A 16,661-nucleotide genomic window follows, 5' to 3' on the forward strand; every position below is an offset into this window, starting at 1 on the left:
TGTAACATGCAACTAAAAAATCGTCTAAAAGAGCTTCGAGCTCGCGATGGTCTCAACCAAACCGAACTGGCTAAGCTAGCAGGGGTTTCCAGACAGACCGTTAGCCTACTAGAACGGGATGAGTACACCCCGTCCATTATCATTGCCCTGAAAATATCTCAAATTTTCAACGAAACAGTCGAATCGGTATTTCGCTTGGAGGAGGACGAGTGATGAACAAGTACAAAGTGATTTATTATGTAGTGGTCACAGTTCTATTAGTCAGCGTGTTTCTATTGATTGGGATAGACTTAGGCTGGTTTAGTCCCTATCAAAGTAACCAATTTATTTGGGCCTACTTTGCTCTTATCCCAGTCGTTGACTGGATTGAAAAGAAAGCAAACAATTTAGCGAGTGAAAAAGGAGAATAAAAATGAAAAAGAAAAATAAAGGTGGATTGTTATTTTTAATGTCTGTTGTCCTTGGAGGTTTCTTGGGAGGTTTTGTAGGGATGTTTAAGGATGCTGCCGAATCCCACGCAATCATTTTAGATGTAAAAGTCTTGATACCCTGGATATCAACTATTTGTTTACTGATAGGTTTCATTAGTATTCTTTTGACTTTCAATTTCTTAAAGAAAAGCAGAAAATTTCACTCCTTGTATCAAGAGGAAATGGATGATGATCTGAATGAAACCTATTATGTGCAAATGTATCGGAATCTTGAGTTTGGAAGCATTGCTTTTAATATTACAAACGTAGCGATTTTATTGGCTCTCTTCATTTCAGCAAGTGAAATGGTTGTACTAAATGGAAGCCATCTAACCTTATCTCTTTCTTTTTTGGGATTAGTATTGATTTTTAATGTTCAAAAATATTTTTATAAAACCATTGCGATTGTTCGCCAGTTTGATTTGGTATTTTTCTCTATGCCAAAGGATATCTTAGGCTATGTCAATTCTTACGATGAAGGGGAGCGCCAGGCTAATTTGGAACAGAGTTTTCGGATTTTATTCCAATTACATCAGTATGTCTTGCCAGGTCTCTACTTTCTGATTGCTCTCTTTTCTTTACTGACAGGAGAGATTCAGTTACTAGCCTTCTTGCTTGTCGGAGCTATCCATATTTATATCAATGTGATGCAGTTACCTATGGTAAAACGCTATTTCAAATAAAGGAGTTTCTATGATTCGTGTTGAAAATGTAAGCAAAAGTTTTGGGAGCAAAAAAGCTCTTCATCAGATTTCTTTTGAGATTAAGGAGGGCGAAATCTTTGGTTTTCTTGGCCCTTCTGGCTCAGGTAAAACAACTATGATTAATGTCTTAACAGGACAGTTGGCTGCAGATCAAGGTAAAACAGTTTTGTTAGGCAAGAATTCTCAAGATTTAACCTCAAATGATTTGGAACAAATCGGTATTGTTAGTGATGGCAGTGGTTTTTATGAAAAGATGAGTCTTTACAAAAATCTTCTCATCTATGCTAAGCTGTATGGTCTCAAGTCAGATAGAGTAAATCAGGTGCTCCAACAGGTTGGATTGGCAGATGCTAAAGACATCATCGCAGAAAAACTATCTACAGGAATGAAACAACGAATGTTCTTGGCTCGTGCCCTTCTGAATGCTCCTAAGATCCTCTTTCTAGATGAGCCAACCAGTGGCTTAGACCCTACAACATCTAAGATGATTCATACCCTACTACAAGAATTAAAGCAGGCGGGGACAACGATCTTTCTGACCACGCATGATATGAATGAAGCAACTCTGCTTTGTAATCGCTTATCTCTTTTGAATAAGGGGAACTTAATAGAGTATGGAAGTCCGCAAGATATCATCCAGAAGTACCATGTGGATAAGAAAGTACGTGTGGTTTATAACGACGGACGAGAACAGATAGTTCCATTTGAAGAATTGCCACATTTAGACACGACAGATTTGATGGTGGTTCACTCTTGTGAGCCGACTTTAGAAGAGATATTTATCAGATTAACAGGAGAAAAGTTAGATGTTTAGAAAATTAAATGCCCTACTATGGTTAAGAGTGCAAGTTCTTATCAGCAATTCAACTTTGTTAGCGACTTTATTGATGCCTTTTGGTATTGCTGTTTTATATAATGAATTTTTAAATAAGAATGGACAATTGAGCCTATTTTTACTATCTGCTAGCTTGACGATGGTCTTGAGCATGGGAAGTGGTTATATGGTATCGATTATGATGGCAGAAGATAAGGAAAAACGAAATCTTAAATCACTCATTCTAAGTGGTGTGACAGCAACAGAATATACTTTCAGTATGCTTGTTCTCCCTATTCTGATAATGTTACTTGCTATGATTGTACTTCCCATCTATCTTAAAGTAGATGTATCTGGTTATTTATTTGCCTACGTTATCTATTTGCTCCTAGCAACTATTAGTATTATTTTTCTCAACCTTCTAATCGGTGCGGTGTCAGATACTCAATCTAAAGCGCAAGTTTATAGTATCTTCCCTATGTTAATTGTCTCTTTTTTACCTATAATTGCTCTTCAAAATGATACGGCTCAAAAAGTGTTGGATTACTCGTTCGTTGGTCCTATTGTAAATCTTTTAAATAAAAAAGGTGGAGAAATATCTTTTTCTAACATCGGTATGTTACTTGCCTGGGTACTTGTATTAGGAATAGCAAACCTCATTGTATTGAAAAACAGCTATAAAGCAAGATAGGAGAACTTTATGAAACTACTTAAAAACCTTGGCTGGTTTCTTCTAGCCATTCTATCCTTTTTATTCATCTATGGCTTCATTCAGGTGCTCGCGACTACGTCGCTTGCCTTAGGTGCTTCACCCTATGCTGTTACCCTACTCTATGTAGCCTTGGCTGGAGTTTATGTGTACGGCGTTTACAAATGGTATCAGAAAGGTCCTGTTCGTATTGAGAAGAGTGGCTTCAACCGATTTATTTGGCTTCCTGCCTTGGTTTGGTTCTTATCTCTGGTTGTCCAATTTTTCTTGCCAAATGATCCTTCAGTAAATCAACAAATGGCGACAGACTTGACCTTGTCTCAACCACTTTTCTCATTCTTTGCTGTCGTTATTTTTGCTCCTTTGACGGAAGAACTTATCTTTAGAGGGATGTTAGCACGCTACCTCTTTCCTAAGCAGGACAATAGCAAACAAACTCTGATTTTTCTTCTGGTATCAAGTGTTCTGTTTGCCTTGATTCATTTCCCAGGTGATGTGCAACAATTTTTTGTCTATTTTAGCCTTGGTTTTAGTTTGGGCTTGGCTTATATTAGCAGAAAAGGTCTGGTCTATAGTATTTCTCTTCACGCTTTGAATAATTTAATCGGCTTTTTGATGATACTCATGCTATAATAGAGTCAGGAGGTCACATGAAACGAGTAATTTTATTAGCAGTGATTCAAGCAGTCGTTCTATTTTTCATCATTGGAGCGTTAGCTTATGCTTTCAAGGGAGATTTCTTCTACAACTATCTAGCAGTTGTCTTTGCCCCTATTGCAGGTGTCTTGCGCTTTGGGACAGCTTACACAACGGAAATTGTCTTGCCTCGAAAGGCAGCCGAAATTGCTGAAAAGCGTAAAGCAGGCAACAATTCAAAATAAAAGAGTCCGGTGAACTTCATCGGATTTTTGTATGGACGTCAATTTTTAGAGTCTTCACTTGATTTTTAAAGACTGGCAAACTTTTCTGATGATTTTCATGAAGAGCCTGCGCTTTTATGGTAAAATAGTAACAGAATAAAAGAGGAGAGAAAACATGAAACGTAGTATGTATGCTGGTCGTGTTCGTGAGGAACACATCGGACAAGAAATGACCTTGAAAGGATGGGTTGGTCGTCGTCGTGACCTTGGTGGTTTGATCTTTATCGACCTTCGTGACCGTGAAGGAATCATGCAGTTGGTTATCAACCCTGAAAAAGTTTCTGCAGAGGTTATGGCAACAGCTGAAAGCCTTCGTAGCGAATTTGTTATCGAGGTGACTGGACAGGTCGCTGCGCGTGAGCAAGCCAATGATAAGTTGCCAACTGGTGCAGTTGAGTTAAACGTGACAGCTCTGACAGTGTTGAATACAGCTAAGACAACCCCATTTGAGATTAAAGATGGCATTGAGGCCAATGATGATACACGTTTGCGTTACCGTTACCTTGACCTTCGCCGTCCAGAAATGCTGGAAAATCTTAAACTTCGTGCTAAGGTGACCCACTCTATCCGCAACTACTTGGATGAGTTGGAGTTTATCGACGTGGAGACACCATTTCTTTCTAAGTCAACGCCTGAAGGGGCGCGTGATTATTTGGTGCCATCTCGTGTTAATAAAGGGCATTTTTACGCGCTTCCTCAAAGTCCACAAATCACTAAGCAATTGTTGATGAATGCTGGTTTTGATCGTTACTACCAAATCGTCAAATGTTTCCGTGATGAAGACTTGCGTGGAGACCGCCAGCCTGAGTTTACCCAGGTCGACTTGGAAACGTCTTTCCTTACTGAGCAAGAAATCCAAGATATCACAGAAGGCTTGATTGCGCGTGTCATGAAGGAAACCAAAGGCATTGAAGTCACTCTGCCTTTCCCACATATGAAGTATGATGATGCGATGGCTCTTTATGGTTCTGATAAACCTGATACGCGTTTTGACATGTTGCTTCAGGACTTGACAGAAGTGGTCAAAGGTGTTGACTTCAAAGTCTTTTCAGAAGCACCTGCTGTAAAAGCAATTGTGGTCAAAGGCGCTGCGGACAACTATTCACGTAAAGACATCGACAAGATGACGGAAGTAGCCAAACAGTACGGTGCCAAAGGTCTTGCTTGGGTTAAGGTAGTTGATGGAGAATTAAACGGACCAGTTGCTAAGTTCTTGACTGGCATCCAAGCAGAATTGACAACAGCGCTTGCTCTTGAAGATAAGGACTTGGTTCTCTTTGTGGCGGATACGCTTGAAGTGGCCAATGCAACGCTCGGTGCCCTTCGTGGACGTATTGCCAAAGAGCTTGGCTTGATTGATAACGATAAATTCAACTTCCTTTGGGTAGTTGACTGGCCAATGTTTGAATGGTCTGAAGAAGAAGGCCGCTACATGAGTGCCCACCATCCATTCACACTTCCACAGGAAGAGACTGCTCACGAATTAGAAGGTGATTTGGCTAAGGTTCGTGCCATTGCTTACGATATTGTCTTGAACGGTTATGAGCTTGGTGGTGGTAGCCTTCGTATCAACCAAAAAGACCTTCAAGAACGCATGTTCAAGGCTCTTGGTTTCTCAGCCGAAGAAGCAAATGACCAGTTTGGTTTCCTTCTTGAAGCCATGGACTATGGTTTCCCACCACATGGTGGCTTGGCTATCGGACTTGACCGTTTTGTTATGTTGCTTGCTGGAGAAGAAAATATCCGTGAAGTCATTGCCTTCCCTAAGAACAACAAGGCAAGTGACCCAATGACACAAGCTCCTTCAACAGTAGCTCTCAAACAACTAGAGGAACTCAGCTTACAAGTAGAAGAAGATGAAACAAGCAAAACGAATTAAGCGGTGGCGCTATTATTTGCGTCGCTTTGCTCATCAGATAAAAATTTTACGTGTCTTACAAAGCATCTCTCGCGAAAAATATGATGAGAAAATTTCGGCCTCTCTGGTCTATGGATTTTTATCAGCAGTGGCGGTCAATTTCTTTTTCCAACCAGGACATGTGTATTCGAGTGGTGCGACAGGTCTGGCACAGATTATCTCTGCCTTGAGTAATCACTGGTTTGGTTTTCATATACCGATTTCACTAACCTTCTACGCCATTAATTTTCCTTTGATGGTCTTGGCTTGGTATCAGATTGGCCATAAGTTTACGATTTTTACCTTTATCACGGTATCTATGAGTTCCTTCTTTATCCAGTTCGTCCCTGTGGCGACCTTGACGGAGGATCCCATTATCAATGCCCTTTTTGGGGGTGTTGTCATGGGCTTGGGAATTGGTTTTGCTTTAAGAAACAATATCTCCAGTGGGGGGACGGATATCGTCAGCCTAACCATTCGCAAGAAAACGGGTAAGAATGTCGGTAGTATTTCTTTCTTGGTAAATGGGACTATCATGCTGATAGCAGGTTTGACCTTTGGCTGGAAATACGCCCTCTACTCTATGATTACCATCTTTGTCTCTAGCCGTGTGACAGATGCGGTCTTTACCAAGCAAAAACGCATGCAGGCCATGATTGTGACCAATCATCCAGAGAAGGTAATTGAAAAAATCCATAAAAAGTTGCACCGCGGAGCAACCATGATCCACGATGCAGAAGGAACTTATAATCACGAAAGAAAGGCAGTTTTAATCACTGTCATTACACGTGCAGAGTTTAATGAATTTAAACTCATTATGAAACAGGTGGACCCAGGTGCCTTTGTCTCTGTATCTGAGAATGTCCATATTTTGGGACGGTTCGTTGAAACAGATAATTAATGACCAAAAAAACCAGCTCGAGCTGGTTTTTATTTTTCAATAATTTTGTGGGCAATCAACTGACGGTAACAAATTTGCTTATTACTTTTAGCATCGTTGATAATCTGGAGAATAGTTTCAAAGGAAACACGACCAAGCTCCAAACTATTGATATCGACATAGGCTGCCAAGTTGAGCTTGGGATTGACTGAGTCGAAGCTGAGGACAGGGACATCCAGTTGGTGTTTTGCGATGTAATCACAGACCCCTGCAGCAAGGAGACTATCAATGGTAATAATAGCGTCAATATTTGGATCGTGTTTGAAGAGAAGTCTACTAAAGCGATAACCATTATCTTCAAGAAATTCAGTAGCAAAGTAAGTCAGATTAGTATCGAGAGGAAGTTGGTATTGTTTTAGAGCTAGCTCGTAACCTGTCAGACGGTCTTGTGTTACGAAGAGTCGCTTAGTACCTCCGATAAAGGCAATTCGCTTGCATCCTTTTTTGATGAAATACTCTGTCGCATCAAAACCAGCTTGGACATTGTCATTATCGACAAGTGGAATGAAGGGAGATAGAGATTTACCTAAGATAAGGAAAGGAAATTGCTCGTCTGCTACTAACTTAACCAAAGGGTCCTCTTCTTGGGCATAGAGGAAAATCAAACCATCTACACGCTTACCATAGACCATCTGAGAAATAGCTTTAAGACGCTCTTTGGCATCTTTACCTGTCGCGATCTGAATGGCGTAGTGGTTTTCAGAGGCGACTTGGGCGATACCACGGAGGACAGATGGGAAGAAAGGATTTTGATAGAAGGCGTCTGAGTCGTCAGGAAGCACCAAGCCGATAACTTGGGTATAGCTACTTACCAAACTACGAGCATTGAGGTTGGGGTGGTAATTGAGCTCCTTCATCGCCTTGCGAACGCGTTTTTTTGTTTCGTCGCTAATGGTTGATTTGTTTTGAATAACACGGGTTACGGTTGAAGGCGAAACACCAGCAGCCTTGGCCACGTCTTTAATCGTAACGGGCATAAAAATCTCCTATTTATGGTAATCTGGATCACGGAAATGCGTTTTATAAAAGATAGTGACCAGATAAAGGACAAAAAGAATGTTTTGTACAGTGATGAGGTTTGACATATTTTGGCCAAATAATCCCAAAATAAGCGTAATCAGAGTTGGCAATCCTAAACAGTTCAAGATAAAATGGTAGCACTCTTTAAAGGTTCTAAATGAAAAGAGGCGGGATTTCTTAGTGATATAAAGGAGAAGACTAGCCCCTAGAGAGACGATAAAGAAATTCAAACCAAAGAGGAAGCTTGCACCGAGAACTAGGAAGAGACTGATATAGACACGATTTTGTTGGTACCAGTCTTTAGAAATGGCTTGGGTCAAGCTGTCTTTGTTTTTGAAACTCTCAGTCTGAATCGCTCGGTAAGAGACACGGGTCAGTTCCTTACTTTCCTTGCTGATGACGAGCTCATTCGTATCGAAATGCAGTTGCAAGTCCTTAGGTAATTCCTTGCTTTGACTTGGACCGATTAAAAGAGAAGGGGCTTGACTAGCTGTTCCTGTATAAGTTAATTTACCATCAACAATTGCAGCATGCTCAGAGAGATCCTGGACAACCTCATCTGTCAATGGTTCATAGACATTATCGATAAAGGTTTCTAGCGGATAAGTCTCCTGAGAGCTGTTTTGAATGGCAATGGGTACCATAGACAAGCTGATAAGGAAGATACTGGTAAAGAGAAGTTGAAACCAGTTGAGTCCGAAACGTTTGGACAGGGGCTTACGAAATCCCCAAATACTTGAAAAATAGGAAAATGGATATGGAAGCATTTGTATCTTTCTAAAAGGTGTTTTCTATATGAGTATTATTATATAGAGAAATGTGCTTTATTTCAAGTCTAGGAGAAAAATTGCTTGTTGTAAGGGTATTACTTACAGTAACAATCGCTAATACTCAATGAAAATCAAAGAGCAAACTAGGAAACTAGCCGCAGGTTGCTCAAAGCACTGCTTTGAGGTTGTGGTTAGAACTGACGAAGTCAGTAACCGTACTACGGCAAGGTGAAGCTGACGTGGTTTGAAGAGATTCTCGAAGAGTATAAAATGAAAAAGGGTGGCGGGGATATATTATCCCTTGTCGCCACCACTTGTAAGTCCTGAAACAAAGTTCTTTTGTAGGAAGAAGAAGAGAATACAGATTGGAAGGGCGATGAGGATAGCACCTGCTGAGAAGTAGGCAATCTTCATGTTTTTCACATTGCTAACGAAGGTTTGGAGACCTACAGCAACAGTAAAGTATTCTTTCTCACGAAGCAAGAAACTAGAGAGGATATAGTCTCCAAAAGGTCCCATGAAGGCCCAGAGAGCTTGTACGGCAACCATTGGGCGAACAAGTGGAAGAACAATTTGCCAGAAGCGGCGGAAGTGTCCTGCACCGTCTAGTTTTGCAGATTCGTCTAGAGACATTGGCACTGTATCGAAGTAGCCCTTCATGAGCCAAGCATTCATCGGGATACCCCCACCAACATAAAGGAAGATGAGGAACCAGCTGTGGTTAAGGGCGTTCAACATAAGTGCCATAACGAAGAAGGCAGTCAAAGCGGCCATTGTTGGCACCATTTGGATAATCAAGAAGAAGACCAAACTTTGTTTACGAGCCAAGAAATTGTAACGGCTATAAGCATAACCAGCAAGTACGATAATACTTGTTTGAACAGCCATAGTAATTAAGGCGATAATCAAAGTGTTGAGGTACCAAGTACCGTACAAGGTTTCAGTGAAGAGACCTTTAAAGTTATCAAAATTGAGGTCGATATTAGTATCTAGTTTAAAGGCTGAGACGTTACCTGCTTTAAAGGCTGACATGATGGTAATCAAAAGTGGATAGATAATCACGATTGATAGGCCAATTAAGTAGAGGTAAGTAAGGGTTTGAGTCAGTCTACGTTTGAGTTTAATTGAGTTATTCATCTTAGACATCCTCCATATCAAATGCGTGTAGTTTCTTGAATGCGATCATAGAGATTGAGATGACAATGATAGAGATAATCAAGGTAACAGCTGCCGCCATTGAGTATTGAGGAGATGTACCTGTTGTCAAACGGTAGATCCATGAGATCAAGATATCTGTTGAACCAGCTCCCCCTCCGACACTACCAGGACCTCCACCATTGAAGAGGTACATGATAGAGAAGTTGTTAAAGTTGAAGGTGTATTGGCTAATCAAAGTAGGTGCCGCAACAGCCAAGATCATTGGGAAAGTGATGTTGCGGAATTTTTGCCAAGCATTGGCACCGTCAATATAAGCTGCTTCATAAAGGTCGTTAGGAATAGATTGCAAGATACCCAAAGTCAAAACGTAGATATATGGGAATCCAAGCCAACCTTGCATCATAATCAAGGCAACCTTAGTCCAAGTAGGGTCTGTTTTCCAAGGGATAAGAGCCCCATCAAGGAAAGGAAGGAATTTAGCAAAGATCGGCAAGACTTGAGTGTTGATAGCACCGACACTATCATTAAACATATTTGAGAATGTCAAGATAGTGATGAAGGCTGGGACAGCCCAAGGAAGAAGGAAAATAACACCGAAGATGCGTTTTCCTTTGATAAATGGTTGGTTAGCAATGATAGCTGTGAAGATACCGATTACGATTTGTAAAGTAGAAGCTGCCAAAGCCCAGATGATAGTCCAAGAAAGAACGGCACCAAAGGCAGAACGGAAGGTACTCAAACTCCAGATATTCGTAAAGTTAGTCAAACCAACCCAGTCCAACAATTTGTTTGGTGGCAAGTGTTGGAAGTCGTAGTTAGTAAAGGCGATCATCAAGGTTACGATAACTGGGAAGATAATCGCAAAAGTCATTGCAATATAAGATGGAATGATCAAGAGGTAAGGGAAACCATTTTCATAGATTCCTTTGACCATTTCTTTAAAGGTAAGTGCTACTGGAATACCATTGTTAATGTGTTTAGCAGTTGTATGTGCATCTTTGATATTTGCGAAATAAAAGAGTACATAAACAACTACAAAGATTAAATGGAAGGCACCACGAATCAGCATGAAGAGGGAATTATCACGACCTGGCTTGTCACCAAGAGTGATGAGGTTGCTCAATTCAGGGGCTGCAAGTGCTAGGAAATAAAGGACAAATACGATGGTTACACCAAGGAAGATAAAACCTTTGGCTTTTTGTTTATTGTAAATCTGTCCTAACCCAGGAATGATAGACAGCAGGGCTGCTTTACTAGGTTGTTGCTTTTCCATAATAACTCCTTTCATAGGATACTGGTTTCTAATCAAAACCTAAACTATATATGTTTTTTATTGATAAATTCAAAGGGGGATTTGAATTCCACCCCCCTTGAACAAATTTTTTATTCACCAAATTTTTGTTTGATTGTTTCTTTGATCAATGTTACAGCATCGTTTGCAGCTGTTTTAGCATCTTTCTTACCACTTACAGCTTCAAACAACATTGTTTTAGCTGGGTCCCAAACAGCTGACATTTGAGAGATATTTGGCATTGGTTGAGCGTTCTTGAACTGTTTGATAACAGCTGTTGTCAACTCATCGTTTTTACCTTCAGCGTATGAACGAGCTTCAGTGTTAGCTGGGATTTCGTTAGTTGTATCGTAGAAGGCTTTTTGTTCTTCAGTTGAAACAAGGAAGTCTACAAATTTTTGAGCAGCTTCAAGGTTCTTAGTGCTTGATGGGATGATCCAAGCTTTACCACCACCGAATGCAGCATATTCTTTTCCGTTTGGAAGAGTTGGGATAGTTGCAACACCGTAGTTTACTTTAGCGTCTTTGAAGGCTTTAGCTTTCCAAGGTCCGTCAATGATAGCAGCTGTTTTACCTTCTTGGAATTGAGTTTGGATTAGGTTTCCAGCTCCTTCAGTATCTTGCATACCTTTAGGCCATTTTTCATACCAAGATTTAGCATAGTTGATACCTGCGATAGAACCGTCGTTTGCAAGACCGATGTCTTTAGAGTCTTTACCGTTTTGTCCGAATACGTAACCGCCGTTACCAGCAAGAAGTCCGTATGCAAAGTAGAAGTTTGTCCAGTCAGCTAGGAAAGCAGAAGTTTTTCCATCTTCTCCAGCGAATGCGTATTTGCTATCTTTAGCAAGGTTTTCCAAGTCAGCAAATGTTTTTGGAGCTTCTTTTACCAAGTCTTTGTTGTAGTACATAACAAGTGACTCGATAACGGCAGGAGCACCGTAAACTTTACCGTCAGCAGCTGTTACAAGAGATTTAGTTTTATCATCTGTTTTAGCGCCGTCGCTCAATTTAACTTCTGAAAGTTGGCCGTCAGTACCAAGGCTACCTACACGGTCGTATGGTGCCATCATAACGTCAGCAGCTTTACCAGATTGGTTATCTAGAGAAAGGTTGTCAAGACCACCCATTTGGTCTCCGGTTTTGATAGTCACTTTTACGCCAGCTTCTTTTTCGTAAGCTTTTGCAGCTGATTCAGCAAAAGCTTTGTATTGGTCTTCAACGTAAAGAGTGATTTCTTTCGCTTCAGATGAACCAGCATCAGCAGCTTTTTCAGCAGGTTTGCTTCCGCAAGCTACCAAAAGCAAGCTAGCAAGTGTAGCAGTTCCAAGCACAGCAGCGCTCTTCATGAATTTAGATGACATAGTGTATTCCTCCTAAAGAATAACAAATTTTATAATGAGGAAACGCAAACGTTTTCCTTTATGGGACTAGTATAGCACAATCGGAAAGCGGTTGCAAGTGTTTTTTGTAAAAATTTTAAAAAAAAATTCACGAAAAGGGTAAGCGTTTTATTTGTTTATAATAGTAGAAAATCCCAAAAATCGGTTTTGTTTTAAATTTAAAAAAAGTTGGGAAAACGATTGCCTAATTTACAAATGGAAAGTAGAGAGGATTCTCACTTTATTTTTGCTTAATAAGATAAGTGAAAGCCTTATTCCTATTTTGTTTGCTTCCTGAAAGAATATATATACGAGTAAGAAGAAAAAATTTTTAAAAAATAATCAAAAAAGTTACTTAAAACCGCTTGCATTTATCAAGAAAATAAGCTATACTAGTAATAGCGCAAACGTTTGCGTTCATAAAAATGTAATATCTAACTATAAACACATGAGGTGCTTATTATGAAAAAACGTCAAAGTGGTGTGTTGATGCACATTTCTTCTCTTCCAGGAGCATACGGAATCGGATCATTTGGTAAAAGTGCTTACGACTTCGTTGATTTCTTGGTTCGCACAAAACAACGTTACTGGCAAATCCTTCCACTAGGAACAACTAGTTACGGAGACTCTCCTTACCAATCTTTCTCAGCCTTCGCAGGGAACACTCATTTTATCGATTTAGATATCTTGGTGGAACAAGGCTTGTTGCAAGCAAGTGACCTTGAAGGGGTTGACTTTGGTAGTGATGCGTCTGAAGTTGATTATGCGAAAATCTACTATGCACGTCGTCCTCTTTTAGAAAAAGCGGTAAAACGTTTCTTGGAAGTGGGAGATGTTAAAGATTTTGAGAAATTTGCTCAAGACAACCAATCATGGCTTGAACTCTTTGCAGAGTATATGGCTATCAAAGAGCATTTTGACAATCTTGCTTGGACTGAATGGCCAGATGCAGATGCTCGTGCTCGTAAAGCTTCAGTACTTGAAAGCTACCGTGAGCAATTGGCAGACAAGTTGGTTTACCACCGTGTGACTCAATATTTCTTCTTCCAACAATGGTTGAAATTGAAAGCTTACGCTAACGACAACCACATCGAAATCGTTGGGGACATGCCAATCTACGTAGCGGAAGATTCAAGCGATATGTGGGCAAATCCACATCTCTTCAAGACAGATGTCAACGGTAAGGCTACTTGCATCGCAGGATGCCCGCCAGATGAGTTTTCTGCAACTGGTCAGCTTTGGGGTAACCCAATCTATGACTGGGAAGCAATGGACAAAGACGGTTACAAATGGTGGATTGAACGCTTGCGTGAAAGCTTCAAAATCTACGACATCGTTCGTATCGACCACTTCCGTGGCTTCGAATCTTACTGGGAAATCCCTGCTGGTTCTGATACAGCAGCACCTGGTGAGTGGGTGAAAGGTCCTGGCTACAAGCTTTTTGCAGCTGTTAAGGAAGAACTTGGTGAGTTAAACATCATCGCAGAAGACCTTGGTTTCATGACAGACGAAGTTATCGAATTGCGTGAACGTACTGGCTTCCCAGGAATGAAGATTCTTCAATTTGCCTTCAACCCAGAAGACGAAAGCATCGATAGCCCACACTTGGCACCTGCTAACTCAGTTATGTACACAGGAACACACGATAACAATACGGTCCTTGGTTGGTACCGTAACGAGATCGATGATGCGACTCGTGAATACATGGCTCGCTACACTAACCGTAAAGAATACGAAACAGTGCCACATGCTATGCTTCGTACAGTCTTTTCATCAGTTAGCTTCATGGCAATCGCAACTATGCAAGATTTGCTAGAATTGGATGAGGCAGCTCGTATGAACTTCCCATCTACTCTTGGTGGAAACTGGTCTTGGCGTATGACTGAAGATCAATTGACACCAGTTGTCGAGGAAGGCTTGCTTGACTTGACAACAATCTATCGCCGAATCAATGAAAATTTGGTAGAATTAAAGAAATAATACAATATCAGGAGACACCTTAAACATGTTATCACTACAAGAATTTGTACAAAATCGTTACAATAAAACCATTGCAGAATGTAGCAATGAAGAGCTTTACCTGGCTCTTCTTAACTACAGCAAGCTTGCAAGTAGTCAAAAACCAGTTAACACTGGTAAGAAAAAAGTTTACTACATCTCAGCTGAGTTCTTGATTGGTAAACTTTTGTCAAACAACTTGATCAACCTTGGTCTTTACGACGATGTTAAAAAAGAACTTGCAGCTGCAGGTAAAGACTTGATTGAAGTTGAAGAAGTTGAATTGGAACCATCTCTTGGTAATGGTGGTTTGGGACGTTTGGCTGCCTGCTTTATCGATTCAATTGCTACTCTTGGTTTGAACGGTGACGGTGTTGGTCTTAACTACCACTACGGTCTTTTCCAACAAGTTCTTAAAAACAACCAACAAGAAACAATTCCAAATGCATGGTTGACAGAGCAAAACTGGTTGGTTCGCTCAAGCCGTAGCTACCAAGTGCCATTTGCTCACTTCACATTGACATCAACTCTTTACGATATCGATGTGCCTGGTTACAAGACAGAAACGAAGAACCGCTTGCGTTTGTTTGACTTGGATTCAGTTGATTCTTCAATCATTAAAGACGGTATCAACTTTGACAAGACAGATATCGCTCGCAACTTGACTCTTTTCCTTTACCCAGATGATAGTGACCGTCAAGGTGAATTGCTCCGTATCTTCCAACAATACTTCATGGTTTCAAACGGTGCGCAATTGATCATCGACGAAGCAATCGAAAAAGGAAGCAACTTGCATGACCTTGCTGACTACGCAGTTGTCCAAATCAACGATACTCACCCATCAATGGTTATTCCTGAATTGATCCGTCTTTTGACTGCACGTGGTATTGAACTTGACGAAGCAATCTCAATCGTTCGTAACATGACTGCCTACACTAACCACACAATCCTTGCTGAAGCTCTTGAAAAATGGCCTCTTGAATTCTTGCAAGAAGTGGTTCCTCACTTGGTACCAATCATCGAAGAATTGGACCGTCGCGTGAAAGCAGAATACAAAGATCCAGCTGTTCAAATTATCGATGAGAGCGGACGTGTTCACATGGCTCACATGGATATCCACTACGGATACAGTGTTAACGGAGTAGCGGCACTTCATACTGAAATCTTGAAGAACTCTGAGTTGAAAGCTTTCTACGACCTTTACCCAGAAAAATTCAACAACAAAACAAACGGTATCACTTTCCGTCGTTGGCTCATGCATGCTAACCCAAGACTATCTCACTACTTGGATGAGATTCTTGGAGAAGGTTGGCACCATGAAGCAGATGAACTTGAAAAACTTTTGTCTTATGAAGACAAAGCAGCTGTCAAAGAAAAATTGGAAAGCATCAAGGCTCACAACAAACGTAAATTGGCTCGTCACTTGAAAGAACACCAAGGTGTGGAAATCAATCCAAACTCTATCTTTGATATCCAAATCAAACGTCTTCACGAGTATAAACGCCAACAAATGAACGCCTTGTACGTGATCCACAAATACCTTGACATCAAAGCTGGTAACATTCCTGCTCGTCCAATCACAATCTTCTTTGGTGGTAAAGCAGCTCCAGCCTACACAATCGCTCAAGATATCATCCACTTGATTCTTTGCATGTCAGAAGTTATTGCTAACGATCCAGCAGTAGCTCCACACTTGCAAGTAGTTATGGTTGAAAACTACAACGTTACTGCAGCAAGCTTCCTTATCCCAGCATGTGATATCTCAGAACAAATCTCACTTGCTTCTAAAGAAGCTTCAGGTACTGGTAACATGAAATTCATGTTGAACGGAGCTTTGACTCTTGGTACTATGGATGGTGCTAACGTGGAAATCGCTGAGTTGGTTGGTGACGAAAACATCTACATCTTTGGTGAAGATTCAGAAACTGTTATTGACCTTTACGCAAAAGCAGCTTACAAATCAAGCGAATTCTACGCTCGTGAAGCTATCAAACCATTGGTTGACTTCATCGTTAGCGATGCAGTTCTTGCAGCTGGAAACAAAGAGCGTTTGGAACGTCTTTACAATGAATTGATCAACAAAGACTGGTTCATGACTCTTCTTGACTTGGAAGACTACATCAAAGTCAAAGAGCAAATGTTGGCTGACTACGAAGACCGTGACGCATGGTTGGATAAAGTTATCGTTAACATTTCTAAAGCAGGATTCTTCTCATCTGACCGTACAATCGCTCAGTATAACGAAGATATCTGGCACTTGAACTAATACTCTTCGAAAATCAAATTCAAACCACGTCAGCGTTATCTGCAACCTCAAAGCAGTGCTTTGAGCAACCTGCGGCTAGCTTCCTAGTTTGCTCTTTGATTTTCATTGAGTATAAGATACAAATTCATACTAATACATTTTGTAAAAAAGCGAGTTTCGATTGAAATTCGCTTTTTTTTTGAATGCTGTGGATTTGGATCAATTTTGTCTAAAAATAGGGAGATCCTAGATACAGTGAAGGTTTAGAAATGCTGGTTTTTACTGTCTTTCATCCTTTTGTTTCTTCGCAGTTGATTACCTCATATCCCTTGTATTCGCTTAC

The 16,661-nt window shown here is 40.6% G+C and carries 16 protein-coding genes; 11 read left to right on the plus strand and 5 right to left on the minus strand.

Annotated features, from left to right (window positions below; all coding sequences use genetic code 11):
• Positions 1–6: 6 nt before the first annotated feature.
• The 9 genes from HMPREF2613_RS05420 (at position 7) to HMPREF2613_RS05460 (ending at position 6,415) form a co-directional block, all read left to right on the plus strand.
• Positions 7–213: a helix-turn-helix transcriptional regulator gene (locus tag HMPREF2613_RS05420; RefSeq protein ID WP_070479546.1), complete on the plus strand. Its 207-nt coding sequence runs from the start codon at positions 7–9 to the stop codon at positions 211–213.
• Complete coding sequence (locus HMPREF2613_RS05425) at positions 213–410, plus strand: hypothetical protein (protein WP_070479548.1); 198 nt, start codon at positions 213–215, stop codon at positions 408–410. The genes HMPREF2613_RS05420 and HMPREF2613_RS05425 overlap by 1 nt, the downstream gene beginning before the upstream one ends.
• A gap of 2 nt (positions 411–412) precedes the next feature.
• Positions 413–1,153, plus strand: coding sequence for a DUF3169 family protein (locus HMPREF2613_RS05430; RefSeq protein WP_070479550.1), 741 nt, complete (start codon positions 413–415; stop codon positions 1,151–1,153).
• A gap of 10 nt (positions 1,154–1,163) precedes the next feature.
• Positions 1,164–1,988, plus strand: coding sequence for an ABC transporter ATP-binding protein (locus tag HMPREF2613_RS05435; RefSeq protein ID WP_070479552.1), 825 nt, complete (start codon positions 1,164–1,166; stop codon positions 1,986–1,988).
• Entirely contained in the window at positions 1,981–2,679 is a 699-nt protein-coding gene (locus HMPREF2613_RS05440; RefSeq protein ID WP_070479555.1) for an ABC transporter permease, read from the plus strand. The genes HMPREF2613_RS05435 and HMPREF2613_RS05440 overlap by 8 nt, the downstream gene beginning before the upstream one ends.
• A gap of 9 nt (positions 2,680–2,688) precedes the next feature.
• Positions 2,689–3,330, plus strand: a complete 642-nt coding sequence (locus HMPREF2613_RS05445) for a CPBP family intramembrane glutamic endopeptidase (RefSeq protein WP_070479557.1) — start codon at positions 2,689–2,691, stop codon at positions 3,328–3,330.
• A gap of 17 nt (positions 3,331–3,347) precedes the next feature.
• Positions 3,348–3,578: a hypothetical protein gene (locus HMPREF2613_RS05450; protein ID WP_000832185.1), complete on the plus strand. Its 231-nt coding sequence runs from the start codon at positions 3,348–3,350 to the stop codon at positions 3,576–3,578.
• Positions 3,579–3,732: 154 nt separating this feature from the next.
• Positions 3,733–5,496, plus strand: coding sequence for an aspartate--tRNA ligase (aspS, locus tag HMPREF2613_RS05455; protein ID WP_070479560.1), 1,764 nt, complete (start codon positions 3,733–3,735; stop codon positions 5,494–5,496).
• Positions 5,474–6,415 (plus strand): YitT family protein, encoded by a 942-nt coding sequence (locus HMPREF2613_RS05460; RefSeq protein WP_070479562.1) that lies wholly within the window; start codon positions 5,474–5,476, stop codon positions 6,413–6,415. The genes aspS and HMPREF2613_RS05460 overlap by 23 nt, the downstream gene beginning before the upstream one ends.
• Positions 6,416–6,444: 29 nt before the next feature.
• On the opposite strand, the gene HMPREF2613_RS05465 is transcribed toward HMPREF2613_RS05460, so the two are convergent.
• The 5 genes from HMPREF2613_RS05465 to HMPREF2613_RS05490 all read right to left on the minus strand — a co-directional run bounded on the left by HMPREF2613_RS05465 (position 6,445) and on the right by HMPREF2613_RS05490 (position 12,057).
• Positions 6,445–7,431: a LacI family DNA-binding transcriptional regulator gene (locus HMPREF2613_RS05465; RefSeq protein WP_001145419.1), complete on the minus strand. Its 987-nt coding sequence runs from the start codon at positions 7,429–7,431 to the stop codon at positions 6,445–6,447.
• A 9-nt stretch (positions 7,432–7,440) separates the two neighbouring features.
• Positions 7,441–8,241 (minus strand): DUF1189 domain-containing protein, encoded by an 801-nt coding sequence (locus HMPREF2613_RS05470; protein ID WP_070479565.1) that lies wholly within the window; start codon positions 8,239–8,241, stop codon positions 7,441–7,443.
• Positions 8,242–8,538: 297 nt separating this feature from the next.
• On the minus strand, positions 8,539–9,381 hold the full coding sequence (locus HMPREF2613_RS05480) for a sugar ABC transporter permease (RefSeq protein ID WP_004236955.1): 843 nt from the start codon (positions 9,379–9,381) through the stop codon (positions 8,539–8,541).
• Position 9,382: 1 nt separating this feature from the next.
• Positions 9,383–10,675, minus strand: coding sequence for a sugar ABC transporter permease (locus tag HMPREF2613_RS05485; RefSeq protein WP_070479567.1), 1,293 nt, complete (start codon positions 10,673–10,675; stop codon positions 9,383–9,385).
• A 110-nt stretch (positions 10,676–10,785) separates the two neighbouring features.
• On the minus strand, positions 10,786–12,057 hold the full coding sequence (locus HMPREF2613_RS05490; RefSeq protein WP_070479569.1) for an extracellular solute-binding protein: 1,272 nt from the start codon (positions 12,055–12,057) through the stop codon (positions 10,786–10,788).
• Positions 12,058–12,537: 480 nt separating this feature from the next.
• On the opposite strand from HMPREF2613_RS05490, the gene malQ reads away from it, so the two are divergent.
• The gene (gene malQ / locus HMPREF2613_RS05495) at positions 12,538–14,055 is read left to right on the plus strand and encodes a 4-alpha-glucanotransferase (RefSeq protein ID WP_070479571.1); all 1,518 of its coding nucleotides are present in this window, start codon (positions 12,538–12,540) and stop codon (positions 14,053–14,055) included.
• A 25-nt stretch (positions 14,056–14,080) separates the two neighbouring features.
• Entirely contained in the window at positions 14,081–16,339 is a 2,259-nt protein-coding gene (glgP, locus tag HMPREF2613_RS05500; RefSeq protein WP_070479574.1) for a glycogen/starch/alpha-glucan family phosphorylase, read from the plus strand.
• Positions 16,340–16,661: the final 322 nt, after the last annotated feature.

Source organism: Streptococcus sp. HMSC070B10 (assembly GCF_001808665.1).
GTDB lineage: Bacteria > Bacillota > Bacilli > Lactobacillales > Streptococcaceae > Streptococcus.